General features: G+C 66.8%; 13 protein-coding genes. 4 read left to right on the top strand and 9 right to left on the bottom strand.

Annotated elements, in window-relative coordinates; genetic code table 11:
• Positions 1–69: 69 nt before the first annotated feature.
• The 6 genes from AC1DX5_RS17610 to AC1DX5_RS17585 all read right to left on the bottom strand — a co-directional run bounded on the left by AC1DX5_RS17610 (position 70) and on the right by AC1DX5_RS17585 (position 6,485).
• Complete coding sequence (locus tag AC1DX5_RS17610) at positions 70–441, bottom strand: hypothetical protein (RefSeq protein WP_465169966.1); 372 nt, start codon at positions 439–441, stop codon at positions 70–72.
• An 11-nt stretch (positions 442–452) separates the two neighbouring features.
• On the bottom strand, positions 453–3,137 hold the full coding sequence (acnA, locus tag AC1DX5_RS17605) for an aconitate hydratase AcnA (protein WP_478016536.1): 2,685 nt from the start codon (positions 3,135–3,137) through the stop codon (positions 453–455).
• A gap of 253 nt (positions 3,138–3,390) precedes the next feature.
• Positions 3,391–3,588 (bottom strand): hypothetical protein, encoded by a 198-nt coding sequence (locus AC1DX5_RS17600; RefSeq protein ID WP_465169962.1) that lies wholly within the window; start codon positions 3,586–3,588, stop codon positions 3,391–3,393.
• Between the two features lie 170 nt (positions 3,589–3,758).
• On the bottom strand, positions 3,759–4,070 hold the full coding sequence (locus tag AC1DX5_RS17595; RefSeq protein ID WP_465169961.1) for a hypothetical protein: 312 nt from the start codon (positions 4,068–4,070) through the stop codon (positions 3,759–3,761).
• Positions 4,067–5,590, bottom strand: coding sequence for a L,D-transpeptidase family protein (locus AC1DX5_RS17590; protein ID WP_478016586.1), 1,524 nt, complete (start codon positions 5,588–5,590; stop codon positions 4,067–4,069). Before AC1DX5_RS17590 ends, AC1DX5_RS17595 begins: the two co-directional genes overlap by 4 nt.
• Before the next feature lie 127 nt (positions 5,591–5,717).
• A complete protein-coding gene (locus AC1DX5_RS17585; RefSeq protein WP_465169960.1) occupies positions 5,718–6,485 on the bottom strand; it encodes an energy transducer TonB in 768 nt (255 codons plus the stop codon).
• A 178-nt stretch (positions 6,486–6,663) separates the two neighbouring features.
• On the opposite strand from AC1DX5_RS17585, the gene AC1DX5_RS17580 reads away from it, so the two are divergent.
• Both AC1DX5_RS17580 and AC1DX5_RS17575 read left to right on the top strand, forming a co-directional pair.
• Positions 6,664–9,243, top strand: a complete 2,580-nt coding sequence (locus AC1DX5_RS17580; RefSeq protein WP_465169959.1) for a TonB-dependent receptor — start codon at positions 6,664–6,666, stop codon at positions 9,241–9,243.
• A gap of 67 nt (positions 9,244–9,310) precedes the next feature.
• Positions 9,311–9,847 (top strand): superoxide dismutase family protein, encoded by a 537-nt coding sequence (locus AC1DX5_RS17575; protein ID WP_478016535.1) that lies wholly within the window; start codon positions 9,311–9,313, stop codon positions 9,845–9,847.
• Between the two features lie 139 nt (positions 9,848–9,986).
• Here the strand turns inward: AC1DX5_RS17575 and AC1DX5_RS17570 are convergent, their stop codons facing one another.
• The 3 genes from AC1DX5_RS17570 to thpR all read right to left on the bottom strand — a co-directional run bounded on the left by AC1DX5_RS17570 (position 9,987) and on the right by thpR (position 13,018).
• A complete protein-coding gene (locus tag AC1DX5_RS17570) occupies positions 9,987–11,546 on the bottom strand; it encodes an MFS transporter (protein WP_478016534.1) in 1,560 nt (519 codons plus the stop codon).
• An 83-nt stretch (positions 11,547–11,629) separates the two neighbouring features.
• Positions 11,630–12,466, bottom strand: a complete 837-nt coding sequence (locus tag AC1DX5_RS17565) for a DUF4253 domain-containing protein (RefSeq protein WP_478016533.1) — start codon at positions 12,464–12,466, stop codon at positions 11,630–11,632.
• A gap of 9 nt (positions 12,467–12,475) precedes the next feature.
• Positions 12,476–13,018, bottom strand: a complete 543-nt coding sequence (thpR, locus tag AC1DX5_RS17560; protein WP_465169955.1) for an RNA 2',3'-cyclic phosphodiesterase — start codon at positions 13,016–13,018, stop codon at positions 12,476–12,478.
• Between the two features lie 169 nt (positions 13,019–13,187).
• On the opposite strand from thpR, the gene AC1DX5_RS17555 reads away from it, so the two are divergent.
• Together AC1DX5_RS17555 and AC1DX5_RS17550 are read left to right on the top strand one after the other, a co-directional pair.
• A complete protein-coding gene (locus tag AC1DX5_RS17555; protein ID WP_478016532.1) occupies positions 13,188–13,922 on the top strand; it encodes a Bax inhibitor-1/YccA family protein in 735 nt (244 codons plus the stop codon).
• 81 nt (positions 13,923–14,003) lie between these two features.
• Positions 14,004–14,786, top strand: coding sequence for a transglutaminase-like domain-containing protein (locus tag AC1DX5_RS17550; protein ID WP_478016531.1), 783 nt, complete (start codon positions 14,004–14,006; stop codon positions 14,784–14,786).
• The last annotated feature ends 83 nt before the right edge of the window (positions 14,787–14,869 follow it).

The raw sequence follows: 14,869 nt of genomic DNA, 5'->3' as shown, positions 1-14,869 counted from the left end.
GGGGATAGCGATGGGGAAGAGCGGCCATGCGAATGCCGCTCTTCCACGGCCGGATACTCGCCGTTTGACTCAACCCGTGCAGACCAACGCCGCGATCTCGTCACCCGAGGGCTGGTCGCTCATCGGTTCGATGAACGGCTTGGCCGGGTCGGCTTCCCGCGTACCCGTCTGGACCCCGTTATTGTAGAGCGCGACCCGGCCGAGCATCAGCATCTTGCTCGGGCAATCGAGGATGGCGTCGGCGACCGCCATATGCGTGTCGCCGACCTTGCCCAGGCGCAGGCGGAAGGCGCGCTGTGCACCCGCGGTCCTGATCGACCCGGTCGCGACGGCGCTGGAATAGCCGTCCGCCGTCACGAATTCCTTCCAGTCCTCCGCCGCCGCCGCGACGGGCGCGGCGGCGATCGAGAGGGCGAGCGACCAGAAAATCGCCTTACGCATGTGTCACTTCCTCAGGCGGCCAGCTTGCGCAGCACATACTGCAGAATGCCGCCGTTGAGGAAATATTCCAGCTCGTTGATCGTGTCGATCCGGCACCGCGTCATGAAGGTTTCGGTCGTGCCGTCGGCGCGGGTGAGGATCACCTCGACATCCTGGCGCGGGCGGATGTCCGCGACGTGCTGGATGGTGAAGCTCTCCGACCCGTCCAGGTTCAGCGTCTGGCGCGTGATCCCTTCCGCGAACTGCAGCGGGAGCACGCCCATGCCGACCAGATTCGAGCGGTGGATGCGCTCGAAGCTCTCGGTGATGACGGCGCGGACGCCGAGCAGGTTGGTGCCCTTGGCCGCCCAGTCGCGCGATGAGCCGGTGCCGTATTCCTTGCCGGCGATCACGACGAGCGGCACGCCGTCCGCCTTGAAGCGCATCGCGGCGTCGTAGATCGGCATGATCTCGCCTTCGTACTTCGACATGCCGCCTTCGACGCCGGGGACCATCTCGTTCTTGATGCGGATATTGGCGAAGGTGCCGCGCATCATCACGTCATGGTTGCCGCGGCGGGCGCCATAGCTGTTGAAGTCGGCGCGGCTGACCTGATGTTCCTGCAGATAGGTGCCGGCCGGGCTGTCCGCCTTGATCGAGCCTGCCGGGCTGATGTGGTCGGTGGTGATCGAGTCGCCGAGGATCGCGAGCGGGCGCGCCTCGATGATGTCGGTCACCGGCGCCGGGGTCATGGTCATGCCCTCGAAATAGGGCGGGTTGGCGACATAGGTGGAACCGGCGCGCCAGGTATAGGTGTCGGATCCCTCGACCTCGATGCCGCGCCACTTCTCGTCGCCGGCATAGACATTGCCGTAGCGCGAGCGGAACATGGTGTCGTCGATGTTCGCCGCCATCACTTCGGCGATCTCGGCGTTCGAGGGCCACACGTCCTTGAGGAACACGTCATTGCCGTCCGAGCCCTTGCCGAGCGGCGTCTCGACCATGTCCTCGGTCACCGTGCCCTTGATCGCATAGGCGACGACCAAAGGCGGGGAAGCGAGGAAGTTGGCGCGCACGTCAGGCGAGACGCGGCCCTCGAAGTTGCGGTTGCCCGAGAGCACCGAGGCAGCGACGATGTCGTTCTCGTTGATCGCGGTCGACAGCTCGCTCGCGAGCGGACCCGAATTGCCGATGCAGGTGGTGCAGCCATAGCCGACCAGGTTGAAGCCGAGCGCGTTCAGGTCCTCGGTCAGGCCGGCCTTGTTGAGATAGTCAGTGACGACCTGCGAGCCGGGGGCGAGCGACGTCTTGACCCAGGGCTTGGAGGTCAGGCCGAGCGCGCGCGCCTTGCGGGCGACGAGGCCGGCGGCGACCAGCACCGAGGGGTTGGAGGTGTTGGTGCAGSWGGTGATSGCGGCGATGACSACGTCGCCGTCGCCGATATCGTCCGGACGGCCCTCGACCGCGGCGCGGACGGGCTGTTCCTTGTGATAGACCTTGAACAGGTCGCCGTTGAACACTTCGTCGACCTTGTTGAGCGAGACGCGGTCCTGCGGGCGCTTCGGCCCGGCCAGGCTGGCCTGGACGCTGCTCATGTCGAGCTCGAGCGTATCGGTGAAGACCGGATCGACGCTGTCGGCATCGTGCCACAGGCCCTGGGCCTTACAATAGGCCTCGACCAGCTCGACGGTTTCGTCGGGGCGGGCGGTGAGCTTGAGATACTCGATCGTCTTGGCGTCGATCGGGAAGAAGCCGCAGGTCGCGCCATATTCCGGCGCCATGTTGGCGATGGTCGCGCGGTCGGCGAGCGTCATCGAGTCGAGGCCAGGGCCGTAGAACTCGACGAAGCGGCCGACCACACCCTTGGCGCGCAGCATCTGGGTGACGGTCAGCACGAGGTCGGTGGCGGTGATGCCTTCGTTCATCGCGCCGGTCAGCTTGAAGCCGACGACCTCGGGGATCAGCATCGAGACGGGCTGGCCGAGCATAGCGGCCTCGGCCTCGATCCCGCCGACGCCCCAGCCGAGCACGCCCATGCCGTTGACCATGGTGGTGTGGCTGTCAGTGCCGACCAGCGTATCGGGGTAGGCGACCGTCGTGCCGTCGCCATGCTCGCCCCAGCTCGCCGAGGACCATACGCCCTGGCCGATATATTCGAGGTTCACCTGGTGGCAGATGCCGGTGCCCGGGGGCACGACCTGGAAATTGTCGAGCGCCTTGGAGCCCCATTTCAGGAATTCATAGCGTTCGAAGTTGCGGCTGTATTCGAGATCGACATTGTCCTCGAACGCCTTGGGGGTGCCGAACTCATCGACCATCACCGAATGGTCGATGACGAGATGGACGGGGACCAGCGGATTGATCTTCGCCGCGTCGCCGCCGAGCTTGGTGATGGCGTCGCGCATCGCGGCGAGATCGACCACGCAGGGAACGCCGGTGAAATCCTGCATCAGCACGCGCGCGGGGCGATACTGGATCTCGCGGTCCGAGCGGCGCTCCTGCTGCCAGTCGATGATCGCCTTCACATCGTCGGTCGTGACGGTCTTGCCGTCCTCGAAACGGAGCATGTTCTCGAGCAGCACTTTCATCGAGAAAGGCAGGCGGCTGATGTCGCCGTACTTCTCGGCCGCGTCGGCCAGCGAATAATAGTCGTACGACTTCGAGCCGACCTTGAGCGTCTTGCGGGCGCCGAGCGTATCCTGGCCAATGGCGGTCATCTGGAGCGGGTTCCTTCCCTGTCTGGCCGGGCGCGGCGGGGAGGCGGAAGGTTCCGCGCGGGCGCGCTCCGGGATGTGCGAATGCGAAGAGTCGCGTGGGCCTTAGCAAGAGGGTGCGGGTTGGGGAAGGGTGGCGATGACGATCGGATCAGCCATTGCGCCGGGACAGGCGATGACGCCGTAAGGGTTGAATCGACGCGGTGCGCATCGGGATATGCACCTTCGTCAAAAATCACGCCGACCCTTTTTCTCGTTACGGCAGCGTCACCCAGATATCGACGGGCGCGATGAACTTGCCCGGCGCGGGCTTGCCGATATCGACGCGCTGCGCGGTCACGCGCTCGCCCGAGGCGAGGACGAAACCGGCACCGGGGCGCGGCATGCGGCCGAAGGTCATTTTCTGGATGGGGGCGCCGGTGGCGGCGTTCATGATGGTCGCGATGATGCTCATCGCCGGGCGATAGACGCAGGCCGGGGACACTGTCGATGGGGTGAAAACAGGCACCTCACCCGTTCGCCCTGAGCTTGTCGAAGGGCTGTTCTGCCTTTGCCGGAAGAAAAGGGCAGTGCTCCGACAAGCTCAATACGAACGGGGATAACGGCGTCCGGGGCCTCCGGTGCTTACTGAATCGTCTCGTTCGCCGACGCCTCGTCGCGGCGGACGCGGGCGGTCATGCCGGTCGCGTCGGCATCTTCCTGCGTCTGGGCATCCGGATCCGGTGGGGTCTCGCGCGGTGCCTCCACCGTGGCGGCGTTGAGCGTCTCCGGCACGGGCACCTCCTCGGGCACCACGACGTTCACGGTTTCGGCGTTGTCGGCGATATTCTCTGCCGGCGCGGCGGATTCCGGCGTCGACGAGTCGCAGCCGGCCAGCGCCGCGAGCGCTATCAATCCAGCCGCCAAACCTGCGATCTTGCCCCGGTTCATGCTCATGATCGTGTCATCTCCTCGAGTTCAGGCAGAACCAGCCGGCCGGACGACCGCGCCTCGATCTTCGCGGCGAGGGACTTGTCCCAGCCATAAGGGTCGGCACGGAAATTCATCTGGCCGCTCGCGCTGGCGAACGCCGTCCAGTACAGCAAATAGACCTCGACCGGCCGGGTCAAGGTCACGCGCAGCGTCTTGCCCTTCGCCACCTGCGCCGCGATCGCCTCGGGCGGCCAGGCCGGGTCGCCCTTCAACAGCAGTTCGGCGAGCTCGGCGGGCTTTTCCAGTCGCACGCAGCCATGGCTGGCGAGGCGGCTGAAGCTGGCGAACTTGGCACGCGACGGTGTGTCGTGGAGATAGACGGCATAGCGGTTGTTGAAATCGAACTTGAACCGGCCGAGCGCGCTCTGGTCGCCGGCTGCCTGTTGCAGTCGGGTGCCATCGATCACGGTGAACCCGTTGCGCTTGAAATAGCCGGGGCTCTTCTTCTCCTTCGGCCACAATTCCTTCGTCGCGATCGAGGTCGGCACGTTCCAGGGCGGGTTGATCACGATGCTGTTGATGGTCGAGGACAGCATCGGCGTCTCGTCGCCGGGCCGGCCGGTGACCGCCCGCATCGACATGACGGGCGTGTCGCCGTCGAACACGGTCAGCACCGCGGCGGCGATGTTGACCTGAATGCGGTCGCGCGGAAGCTCCTGCGGCAGCCAGCGCCAGCGCTCCAGATTGGCCATGATCTGGTGGACGCGGTCGATCGCCGGCACGTTGAGCGCGGCCAGGGTCTGGGTGGAGACGACGCCCGCCGGGTTCAAACCGTAGCGGCGCTGCGCGCGCTGCACCCCGGCAGCGAGCTCAGCATCGAAAGCGTCGCCGGTGGCCACGACCTGCGAATCCTCCACCGCCAGCCGCTGGCGCAGCGCGAGCACGCGCGGTCCCTTGGCGCCGAGGGCGAGATCGGGGCCCGCGGGTACCGGTTGCCAGCCTCCCGCCGCCTCGATCGCGCGGTAATTGGCGAGGCCCTTCAGCAGCCCGTCATAACCGGCATAAGGCGGCGGGAGGTTGGCGATCCATGAAGCGACCCGGTCGCGCCGGAGCGCGTCCACAAAGCCTGGCAGGGGATCGTAAGGCGGCGGGCGCAGGCCCCAGTCGCTGTTGAAATCGGCGGTGTCGAGCCGGCCGGCATGCACGGCGCGCGCATGATCGAGCACGGCGTGGACAAGGGCATCGCCATCGAGCCTGCCCGGCGCGGCAGCGGGGACGGCGCGAAGACCCTGCGCCATCGCATTGGCATCGAGCATCGCGCGGAGTTGGTCCGCCTGGGCCGGGCTGGGGACCGGCAGCGGCATCGGTGCGGCGGGCGGCAGCAGTTGCTGCGGCGGGGGGACGGTCCGGACGATGGGCGGGGGAGCGACGGTCTGCCCGGCCTGGGCCGGCGCGGCCAGCAGCGCGGGCGCGACCGCCAGGCTGGTGAACCACCGCGCAAACACGCGTCCTTGCCTGTCACCCTTGTCGAAGTCGCGTGCCATCATCTTCCTGTCGTTTCGTGGCGTCGGGGCCATGTGGCACGCCGCTGATCGCCCTAATATGAATGGAATAGGGATTTCCAGTGCAGGCCGCCACCCGTGGCCAACAATGTTTGCGGGCATTGGAGTTTCAAGGCTTGGGAGTCGCAGTTGGTTCCGGGCGGTCGTCGATCAGCCAGCTATGATTCTCGACGATGACCGATTCGACCGGCGTGCCGTCCTCGTCCTTCGACGGCTTGAAGCGGAAGCGTTCCTTGATGAGGCGGCAGGTCGTCGCGTCGAGTTCGGCGTTGCCGCTCGATCCGGTGACGCTGCATTCGGTCACCCGGCCGCTCACCGCGACGACATAGCGCACCGCGACGGTGCCGGAAATCAGCGCTTCCTTCGCGGCGGGTGGATAGTCCGAATCCTTGAGACGGCCGCGGATCCAGCGCGGGGGTGTCCCGCCGCCATCGCCGTCGCCGTCACCCGCGCGGCCGCTGCCGGTGCCGTTTCCTTCGCCGCCCGCGCCTGTGCCGGGACCGGGCACGTCGGACGCGCCGCTCGAGGCCTGGGTGCCGATGCCGGGTTTCAGCGCCGCGACCACCGGCGGCGGCACGGTGACCTGCACGATGGGAACCGGTGCGACGATCTCGGTCGCTTTCGAGCGCAGATTGGCGGGCGACGCGGCGCCTTCGGGTTTTGTGCTCCGGATCGGGTGGGGCGTGATCTTCTCGGGCGGTGGCGGGACGGGCGGCGGCAGCACGCCGAACAAGGTGAGCGGGCTCTCGGCCGATCCGGGCATGCGTACCGCGAGCCCGGCGATCAGGGCGTAGACCAGCAGCCCCATCAGGGCGGCGGCGGCAAGCGCGGCCCTGATCCGGTCATTGGGGCTGGATTGCCGGTAGCTCATGATCATTTGCGGGCTTCCACGGGGAAACAACGATCCTGAACGCAAAAGGGATGAACCCGTGCTTGCCAGTCCTCTGTTCGATCCGCGTCGTTTCTTTTTGCGCTGCAACATAACGGTCACGGCACTGCAACACAGGCGACGCGGTCGGCACCTAGGCGCCCCTGCAACAATAAAGGGGCCTATCATGACGATCCGTTCGACGATTCTCGCGCTCACCTGCCTGCCCGCGCTGGTGATCGCTCAATCCGCCCATGCCCAATCGGCCCAGACACAGTCCGCGCCCGCGATCGATCAGGCCGCGCCCGAGCCAGGCGCGACGGATGACGGGGGCGACATCGTCGTGACGGCGCAGCTGCGCAGCCAGAATGCGCGCGAGGTGCCGATCGCGCTGACCGCCTATTCGGGCCGCTTCCTCGACGAGCTGGGCATCACCGATTTCGAGAAGCTGTCGCGCTACGTCCCCGGCTTCGTCGTGCAGAATCAGTCGCCCAACAATCCCGGCTTCGTCATTCGCGGCATCACCTCGGACAGCGGCAGCGCGTTCAACGAGCCGCGCGTCTCGGTCTTCCAGGACGGCGTCTCGATCTCGAAGTCGCGCGGATCCTATGTCGAGCTGTTCGATCTGGAGCGCGTCGAAGTGGCCAAGGGCCCGCAGTCGACGCTTTATGGTCGCGGCGCGCTGATCGGCGCGGTCAACATCGTCCAGGCCAAGGCCGATCCGAACGAGCAATACGGCTATTTCCGCGCCAGCTACGGCAATTTCAACGCCTATCAGGTCGATCTCACCGCCAACGCGCCGATCACCGATACGCTGGCGATCCGCATTGCCGGCCGGTCGAAGAAGCGCGACGGTTTCGTCGACAATCTGCTGGTCAAGGGCAATGACCGGGATTTCAACTCGGTCGACACCCAGGCGATCCGTGGCTCGCTGCGCTGGGCGCCGGGCAAGCTGACCGTCGACCTGATCGCCAATTATCAGGAAGACCATGCGAACGGCACGCCGTTCAAATCGATCGCCTATAATCCGACCGATCCGGTGACGGGCGCGGTGATCGGCGATCGCGGGCGCAATTCGGGCGCGGCGCTGGCGCCGCAGCCGGGCTTCGAGAACAGCGCGCCGCTGGGTCTCAACCGCACCGTCTGGGGCGCGACCGGCATCGCGAATTACGCGATCGACGATCACTGGTCGATCAACGCGATGGGGTCCTATCGCCGCTTCGACGCGCTGGAGATATTCGATGCGGACGGCATCTCGCTGCCCGCGCTGACCGCGGCGGAGGACGCCCGGGGCAACCAGACCATGGGCACGCTGCGCCTGAGCTACGACAGCGAGCGGCTGACCGCTTTCGTCGGCGGCACCTATTTCCATGAAGACGGCCTGCAGCGCACGCCGGCCTCGTTCGACGAACGCGTCGCGCTGGCGCGGGTGGCGAACGCGCTCAACGGCGGCGGGCTGATCCCCGGCCGGCCGGCGACCGACCCGGCGCCGATGAGCGTGCTCGGCAATCCGGCTTTCACGTCGCAACTGCTGCGCGGCATCGCCGGCGCGAGCGGCTTCGTGCTCGACGCGGCGACCGCGACGGGCATCGCCAACAATCTCAAGGCGAACCACCTCGAAAGCTCGACCAACTTCGGCCGTACCAACAGCATCGACCTCTTCGCCGATGCGACCATCCACGTCACTGACCGCTTCGATATCGGCGGCGGCATCCGCTACAGCCATGACGACAAGTCGACCGGCATCACCGCGGCGGTGCTGAACGGCCGCTCGATCCTGGGCGGCTTCATCGGCGCGCTGGGCCTGCCCGCGGCGCAGCGCACGCCGCTGCTCCAGGCGCTGGCGCTGCCGGGCGCGGTCCTGAACACGCTGCCGGCCAGCGTCGTGCCCTTTTTCGGCATCGGCCTCCAGCCGACCGCGGCCAATGGCACCCGGACCGACCGGGGCCTCAAGGACGAAGGCCTGACCTGGCGCGCCACCGCGCGCTACGAGGCGAGCGCCGACGCGAGCATCTACGCGACCTATGCCCGGGGCCGCCGCCCCGAAGTGCTGAGCGTATCGGCGCCGGGGGTTCCGTACGGTGCCCCGAATTTCAAGGTCCTGCCGTCCGAAACGGTCGACAGCTACGAGATCGGCGCGAAGACCGCTTTGCTCGATCGCCGGCTGTTCGCCGACGGATCGGTCTATCTGTACAATTACACCAACTTCCAGACGACCGAGCAGATCGGCACCCAGTTCATCCTCACCAATGCCGGCAAGGCGCGGACCTACGGGTTCGAGGGCCAGCTCCGTTATGTACCGTCCGAGGCGCTGACCGTGTTCGCCACCTATGCCTATACGCATGGCCGCTTCACCGAGGGCGCCCGCGACGGCAATCATTTCCGCCTGTCGCCCGACAATGCCGCCTCGGCCGGCTTCGTGCTGAAACAGCCGGTCGGCCCGGTGAAGATCGATTTCACCCCGAGCGTGACCTGGCAGTCGAGCGTGTTCTTCGACGACGACAACGACAAGCCCTCGCTCCAGACCGGCAACCTGATCCCCGATCTGGTGCAGGACGAATTCCAGAAGGGTTATGCGCTGGTCGATGCGCGGCTCGGCGTGGAATCGGCCAATGGCATCTGGCGGGTCGAGGGTTTCGTGACCAACCTGTTCAACCGCAAATATATCAAGGATGCCGGCAATACCGGCGACTCCCTGGGCCTGCCGACCTTTATCGGTGGCGAGCCGCGTTTCTACGGCCTGTCGCTGACGGTGCGCAGCCGCTGAGCGGTTGCGCGGAACCGTGCCGGCCCGTAGCGGTTGGAAATGGCGGGACGCCAACGGGAGACATCAGATGCGGATCGTGACGATCGGAACTGCGGCAATCATGGCGCTCGGACTTTCGGCTTGCGACAAGCATGGCACGGAGGTCGGGGCACCGATCGCCAATGGCGCCGGGGCGACCGCGAACCTGCGCACGGGCACCGGTGCCGATGCCGGCCGGGCCACCGCGCATGAAGTCGCGGGCGGCCTGCGCTTCACCATCGACGCGAAGGGCCTGCCGCCGGGCACTCACGGCGCGCATGTCCATATGACGGGCGCGTGCACGCCGCCCGACTTCGCGAGCGCGGGCGGGCACTGGAACCCGACCGCGATGAAGCATGGCTCGATGAACCCGGCAGGACCGCATGAGGGCGACCTGCCCAACCTGATCATCGGTACGGACGGGCGCGGCACGATCGGCATCACCATTCCCGGCGCGACCATGGCCGGGCTGCTCGATGCGGACGGCTCGGCGATCGTGGTGCATGCCGCGCCGGACGATCTGATGACCGACCCGTCGGGCAATAGCGGCGCGCGGATCGCGTGCGGCGTGTTCGCGGCGGGGTAATTTTTCCTTCTCCCCCTGTGGGAGAAGGTGGCCTTAAGGGCCGGATGAGGGGGAGTGAGGTTCGCGACACGAGCGAGTGTCCCCCTCACCCTTCCGTCGCTTCGCTCCTCCCTCCCTCTCCCACAAGGGGAGAGGGACTTCAGATCGCCTCGCCCGCTTCCCGCGCCCAATTCTCGCGATTGGCCTCCGCCTTCGGCACTAGCCGATAGGCCGCGATCGCTGCCGCCAGGGTGATCGGCACCGTCAGCAACAGGGAGAGCACGCCGACCGACAGGCTGCCGCTCAGGGTCGAGACCCGGCCGGCCAGATACGGCCCCATCGCCAGCCCGAGCAGCGTGGTGCCGATAAAGAAGGTCCCCGTCGCCGTTCCGCGCATCCTGGGCAGCACCAGATCCTGCATGGTCGCCGCCGAGGCGCCGAGCGCTGACGCCGCGAGGATCTGCGCGATCGGCAGCATCGTATAATAGAGCCACAGGTCGTGCGTGGTGAAGGCGACCCATACCGCGGGCACCGGGGCGACCGCGCCGAAGATGATCATCATCACGCGCCCGTTGGCGAAGCTGCGCCGCAGCCGGTCGGCGACGATGCCGCCGATCGTCACGCCGATGAACCCGCCCGCCGCGCCGCCGCCACCGATCAGCAGCCCGGCGGTCGCGGGGGAGGCGGCGAGATCGCGCAGCGCATGAGGTGCTGCCCAGAAGCTCACGGCATAGGCGATGAAGGCGTTGAGGCCATAGGCCACGACCACGCAGAGAAAGGCGGGATTGCCGATGATCAGGCGGAAGGTCGGCGGATCGCGCCGCTTGAGCGCCGAGGCCCAGGAGAAGACGGCATAGACGCCGATTCCGATCGCCACCCATTGCGGCCAGGGCTCGCCGATCGAGATCAGGCCGACCACGCAGGCGATAATGATCGCCAGGCCGATCAGGTTGAACAGCAAGGCGCGGGTGCGGCCCCGCGCCGCACCGATCAGGGTCAGCGGCGGCAATATGGTGAGCAGTTCTTCGAGGAACTCGCGGAACGGGGCGGGGTGGGGCGCCGGCTCGGGCAGCCCTTCGGACGCACCGCGCTTCGGCTCGCGCAGGGTCGCGATCCACAGCGCGACGAGCAGGCCGGGAATGCCGACGATCAGGAACGCCGCCTGCCAGCCGTGCAGGCCGAGCGGCCCGCCCTCGGGCCAGGCCTTGTTCCAGCGCTGCACGATCAGCCCGCCGATGCCGAGCGACAGCCCGCCCCCGACGTACAGGCCGGAGGAATAGATGGCGAGCGCGGTGGCGCGCAGGCGTTTGGGGAAATAGTCCGAGATCAGCGAATAGGCCGAGGGGCTGGCGGTCGCCTCGCCGACGCCGACGCCGATCCGCGCCGCCGTCAGCATCGCGCCGTTGCGGGCGAACCCCGAAAAGGCAGTCATCGCCGACCAGAGCGCCAGGCCGACCGTCATCAGCCGCACCCGGTTCCAGTTGTCGGCGAGGCGGCCGAGCGGAATGCCGAACAGCGAATAGAACACGCCGAACGCGGTGCCGTAGAGGAAGCCGAGATCCTCGTCCTTCAGCCCCAGGTCGCGCTTGATGTCCTCGGCCAGGATCGAGATGATCTGCCGATCGACGAAATTGAGGATGTAGACGAGAAACAGGATGCCGAGGACGTACCAGGCATAGGCTGGCGTGCGCGCTGGCGCGCCTGTCGGTGTGGTAGCCATCTCGATCCCCTCGCTATTTTCGGCGATGCTAGGGGGCGTATTGACCGGCCGCAATGGTCGTCATCGTCACCGACCCAAGCGCTTCAATCCCACCAGAAGAACCACCAGTCGTTCCCCATCAGCGTGGCGGCGAGCGCCGAAAGCGTCCCCACACCCTGATCGACGATATCGGCGCAATAGAGATATTGCTCGCGCGCGAGGTCGAGCGCTTCCTCCCTGTTCGCCGGGCGATGTGCGACGCGAAGGTTCATGGTGTCGCCGTTCAACCCGATGAGTTCGGCGCCGAAGCGTGCATGCCAGGCCTTGAGCGCAGCGACATGATATTCGGCTGACGGATTGTCGTTCCAGCCGCCCCATTTGAGATGGGCGATCGCTTCCCAGCCATTCGTGGCGGGGATCAGGGCGATATGGACTCGATCGAGCGGACGTCGCTTCAAAATATCCTCGGTGACGGTAAGCGCTAGGCCGGTGTCTACCCGGGCCGGCCAGGCACCGAGTTCCGGTTGATGATCAGGCGCGACGTCGCCCACCCGGCCGTTGTCGGCGAGCCACTTTCGGGCTGCCTYGTCTTCCGCCCTCTTGCGCGCGCGCAGGCCCTCCGGATGGCCAAGCGCAGCCGCCGCGCCGAGGATAGCCGCGACGTCACGCTCATCCAGATCGTCGATCCCCTCGGCGATCCTCGCGAGATCCTCGTCGCTGCCGATGACGACCGGCCAGATGCCGGGCTTCTTCCTCTGCCGTTCCCATTCGGCAAGCGCCGCGTTGCCGTGGACGGTGACGAGCGGGAAGGGAAAGACGGGATCCGGCACGGGAGGTGTCGGCCCTTCCTGGTCAGCAGGTTGCGCCCGAGCCGCGCTACCGAGCCCTATTAGGGTTGCAGCCGCGGCGGCGGCAAGAAGCAGGGTGCGGCGGATCATCATGTTCTTGTCCTAATCGAGCCGCCAGCGCTCCACCACCTCGTATCGCGCGGCTTCGCCGCCGAGATGGCTTTCGAACAGGGTCATGTGCCCGATCGTGAAGCTTGGGCTGGCGAGGCCCGCATGCGTCGCCAGCCAGCGCTCGACTTCGGGGCCGAAGCCCGCGCCACGGCTGATCCGCGCGACAGTGATGTGCGGCAGATAGGCGCGGCCTTCCGGCGGCAGGCCCAGGCGGACCAGCGCATGGTCGACCTTGCGATGGAGCGCGGCGAGCGCGTCGTGCGGCGCGACGCCGGCCCAGAGCGCATCGACCCGGCCCTTTTTGTCGAACGCGCCGACGCCCGACAGCGCGACCTCGATCGGCGGCGCATGGACCTGGCCCAGCGCGAGCACGACATCCTCCGCCATACGCCCATCGACCTCGCCAATGTAGCGGACGGTCAGGTGAAGTTGATCATCGTCCTGCCAGCGTGCCTGGGGCACGCCGTCCATCGTCGCGGAAACGGCGGCGCGGACCGCGGGAGGCGGGCGCAAGGCGACAAACAGGCGGTGCATGAAGCTGATTTTACCGCACTTCCCGGTATTGTCATCCGCAAGCTGGTCAATTGTAATAAAGTGTTGCTGGCCTCTGCTGGGAGCCCACCGGATTATCTTGAAAACCCCCCTGATAAGGGCGATATTCCGGCTATCCGGCATGATGCCGGGTCAAAGGAGCTTTTTCGAAATGGCTAACTGGTCCGACCCCCAATCTGGCGCGACATCGTTCGCGACGGCAACGGGCGCACGCACCGAGGCGTTTGACGCGGGTCTGCGCCGCTACATGCTGTCGGTCTATAACTACATGTTCTCGGGCATCCTGCTGACGGGTATCGTCGCCATGGGCTTCGCCGCCTCCGGCATGGCCGCGCAGGTGTTCGGCGGCCCGGGTATCCTGAAATGGATCATCACCTTCGCGCCGCTCGGCTTCGTGTTCGGCATGAGCTTCGGCGGCGGGCGGATGTCGTCCGGAGCGCTGCAGGCGATGTTCTGGGGTTTCGCGGTGGCGATGGGCCTGTCGCTCTCGACCATCTTCCTCGCCTATACCGGCACCTCGATCGCGCAGTCCTTCTTCGCGACGGCGGCGGCGTTCGGCGGTCTCAGCCTCTATGGCTACACCACCAAGCGTGATCTGTCGGCGTTCGGCACCTTCCTGGTCATGGGCCTGGTCGGCCTGATCGTGGCGAGCCTGCTCAACCTGTTCTTCCAGTCGGGCCCGTTCGCGCTGGTGATCAGCATCGTCGGCGTGCTGCTGTTCGCSGGCCTCACCGCCTATGACACGCAGCGCACCAAGAGCATGTACGCCCAGGTTGCCGGCACCGGTGCCGAGCAGCATGTGGTGATCATGTCGGCGCTGAACCTGTACCTCGACTTCATCAACATGTTCCTGTTCATCCTGCGCCTGTTCGGCAACCGGAACTAGAACGGGGCTTGAACGCTCAGGCGAGAGGCCCGGCGGGGAAACCTGCCGGGCCTTTTGTTTTACCTCCCGCAAAGGACCGCCATGCGCCTCGCGATCGACGTGATGCTCGATTACTGGATCGAAGACGCCGCCGATGTGCTGTTGCTGGTCGAGGCGGCGGCGATGGCGGACCAGCGGCTCGAGCAGCAGGACCTGCGCGTCTATTGCCCCGAGCCGCTGCGCGCGGTGCCGGGCGAGGAAGGGATCGGCCAGCGGACCTGGGCGCGCGGCCAGGGCAATTTCCGCGTGGAATATAAGGCGGTGGTCGCGATCGAGCGATCGGCGATCGACCTCGCATCGCTGGCGCCGACGGCGGCCAGGATGCTGCCGGCCGAGACCGTCGCCTATCTGCTGCCCAGCCGCTATTGCGAATCCGACTCGTTCGAGGGTTTTGTCGAGCAGCAATTCGGCGGGCTCGAGGGCGGTGAGCTCGCCGCCGCGATGCGCGACTGGGTGCGCACCAACCTGACCTATGCCTCGGGCGCGAGCAGCGGCGTGACCACCGCGCTGATGACCTTTGCCGATCGCCGCGGCGTATGCCGGGACTATGCGCATCTCCTCGTGACGCTGGCCCGTGCCGGCGGCATTCCGGCGCGCTGCGTTTCGGCCTATGCGCCCGGGGTCGATCCGCCCGATTTCCATGCCGTGGCGGAACTGTGGCTGGACGGGGCGTGGCATCTGGTCGACGCGACCGGCATGGCGTCCTGCGGCGATCTCGCCCGGGTGGCGGTGGGGCGCGATGCGACCGATATCGCCTTCATGACGGTGTTCGGCCGTACGACGATGAATGAGCAGCGCGTCACGGTCCGCCGCATCGACGGCTGAGCCGATTTCGGCATCGTCGGGTCTCATGCGCAGGAACGCATCCGCGGAGTCGTTCGTTCTCCCCTCGTAACAGCCCAGGAGAG

It is taken from the genome of Sphingomonas sp. P2_B6 (genome assembly GCF_056404755.1).
The sequence above is the reverse complement of the archived record's forward strand: the minus strand, read 5'-3'. Positions and strand labels throughout refer to the sequence as shown.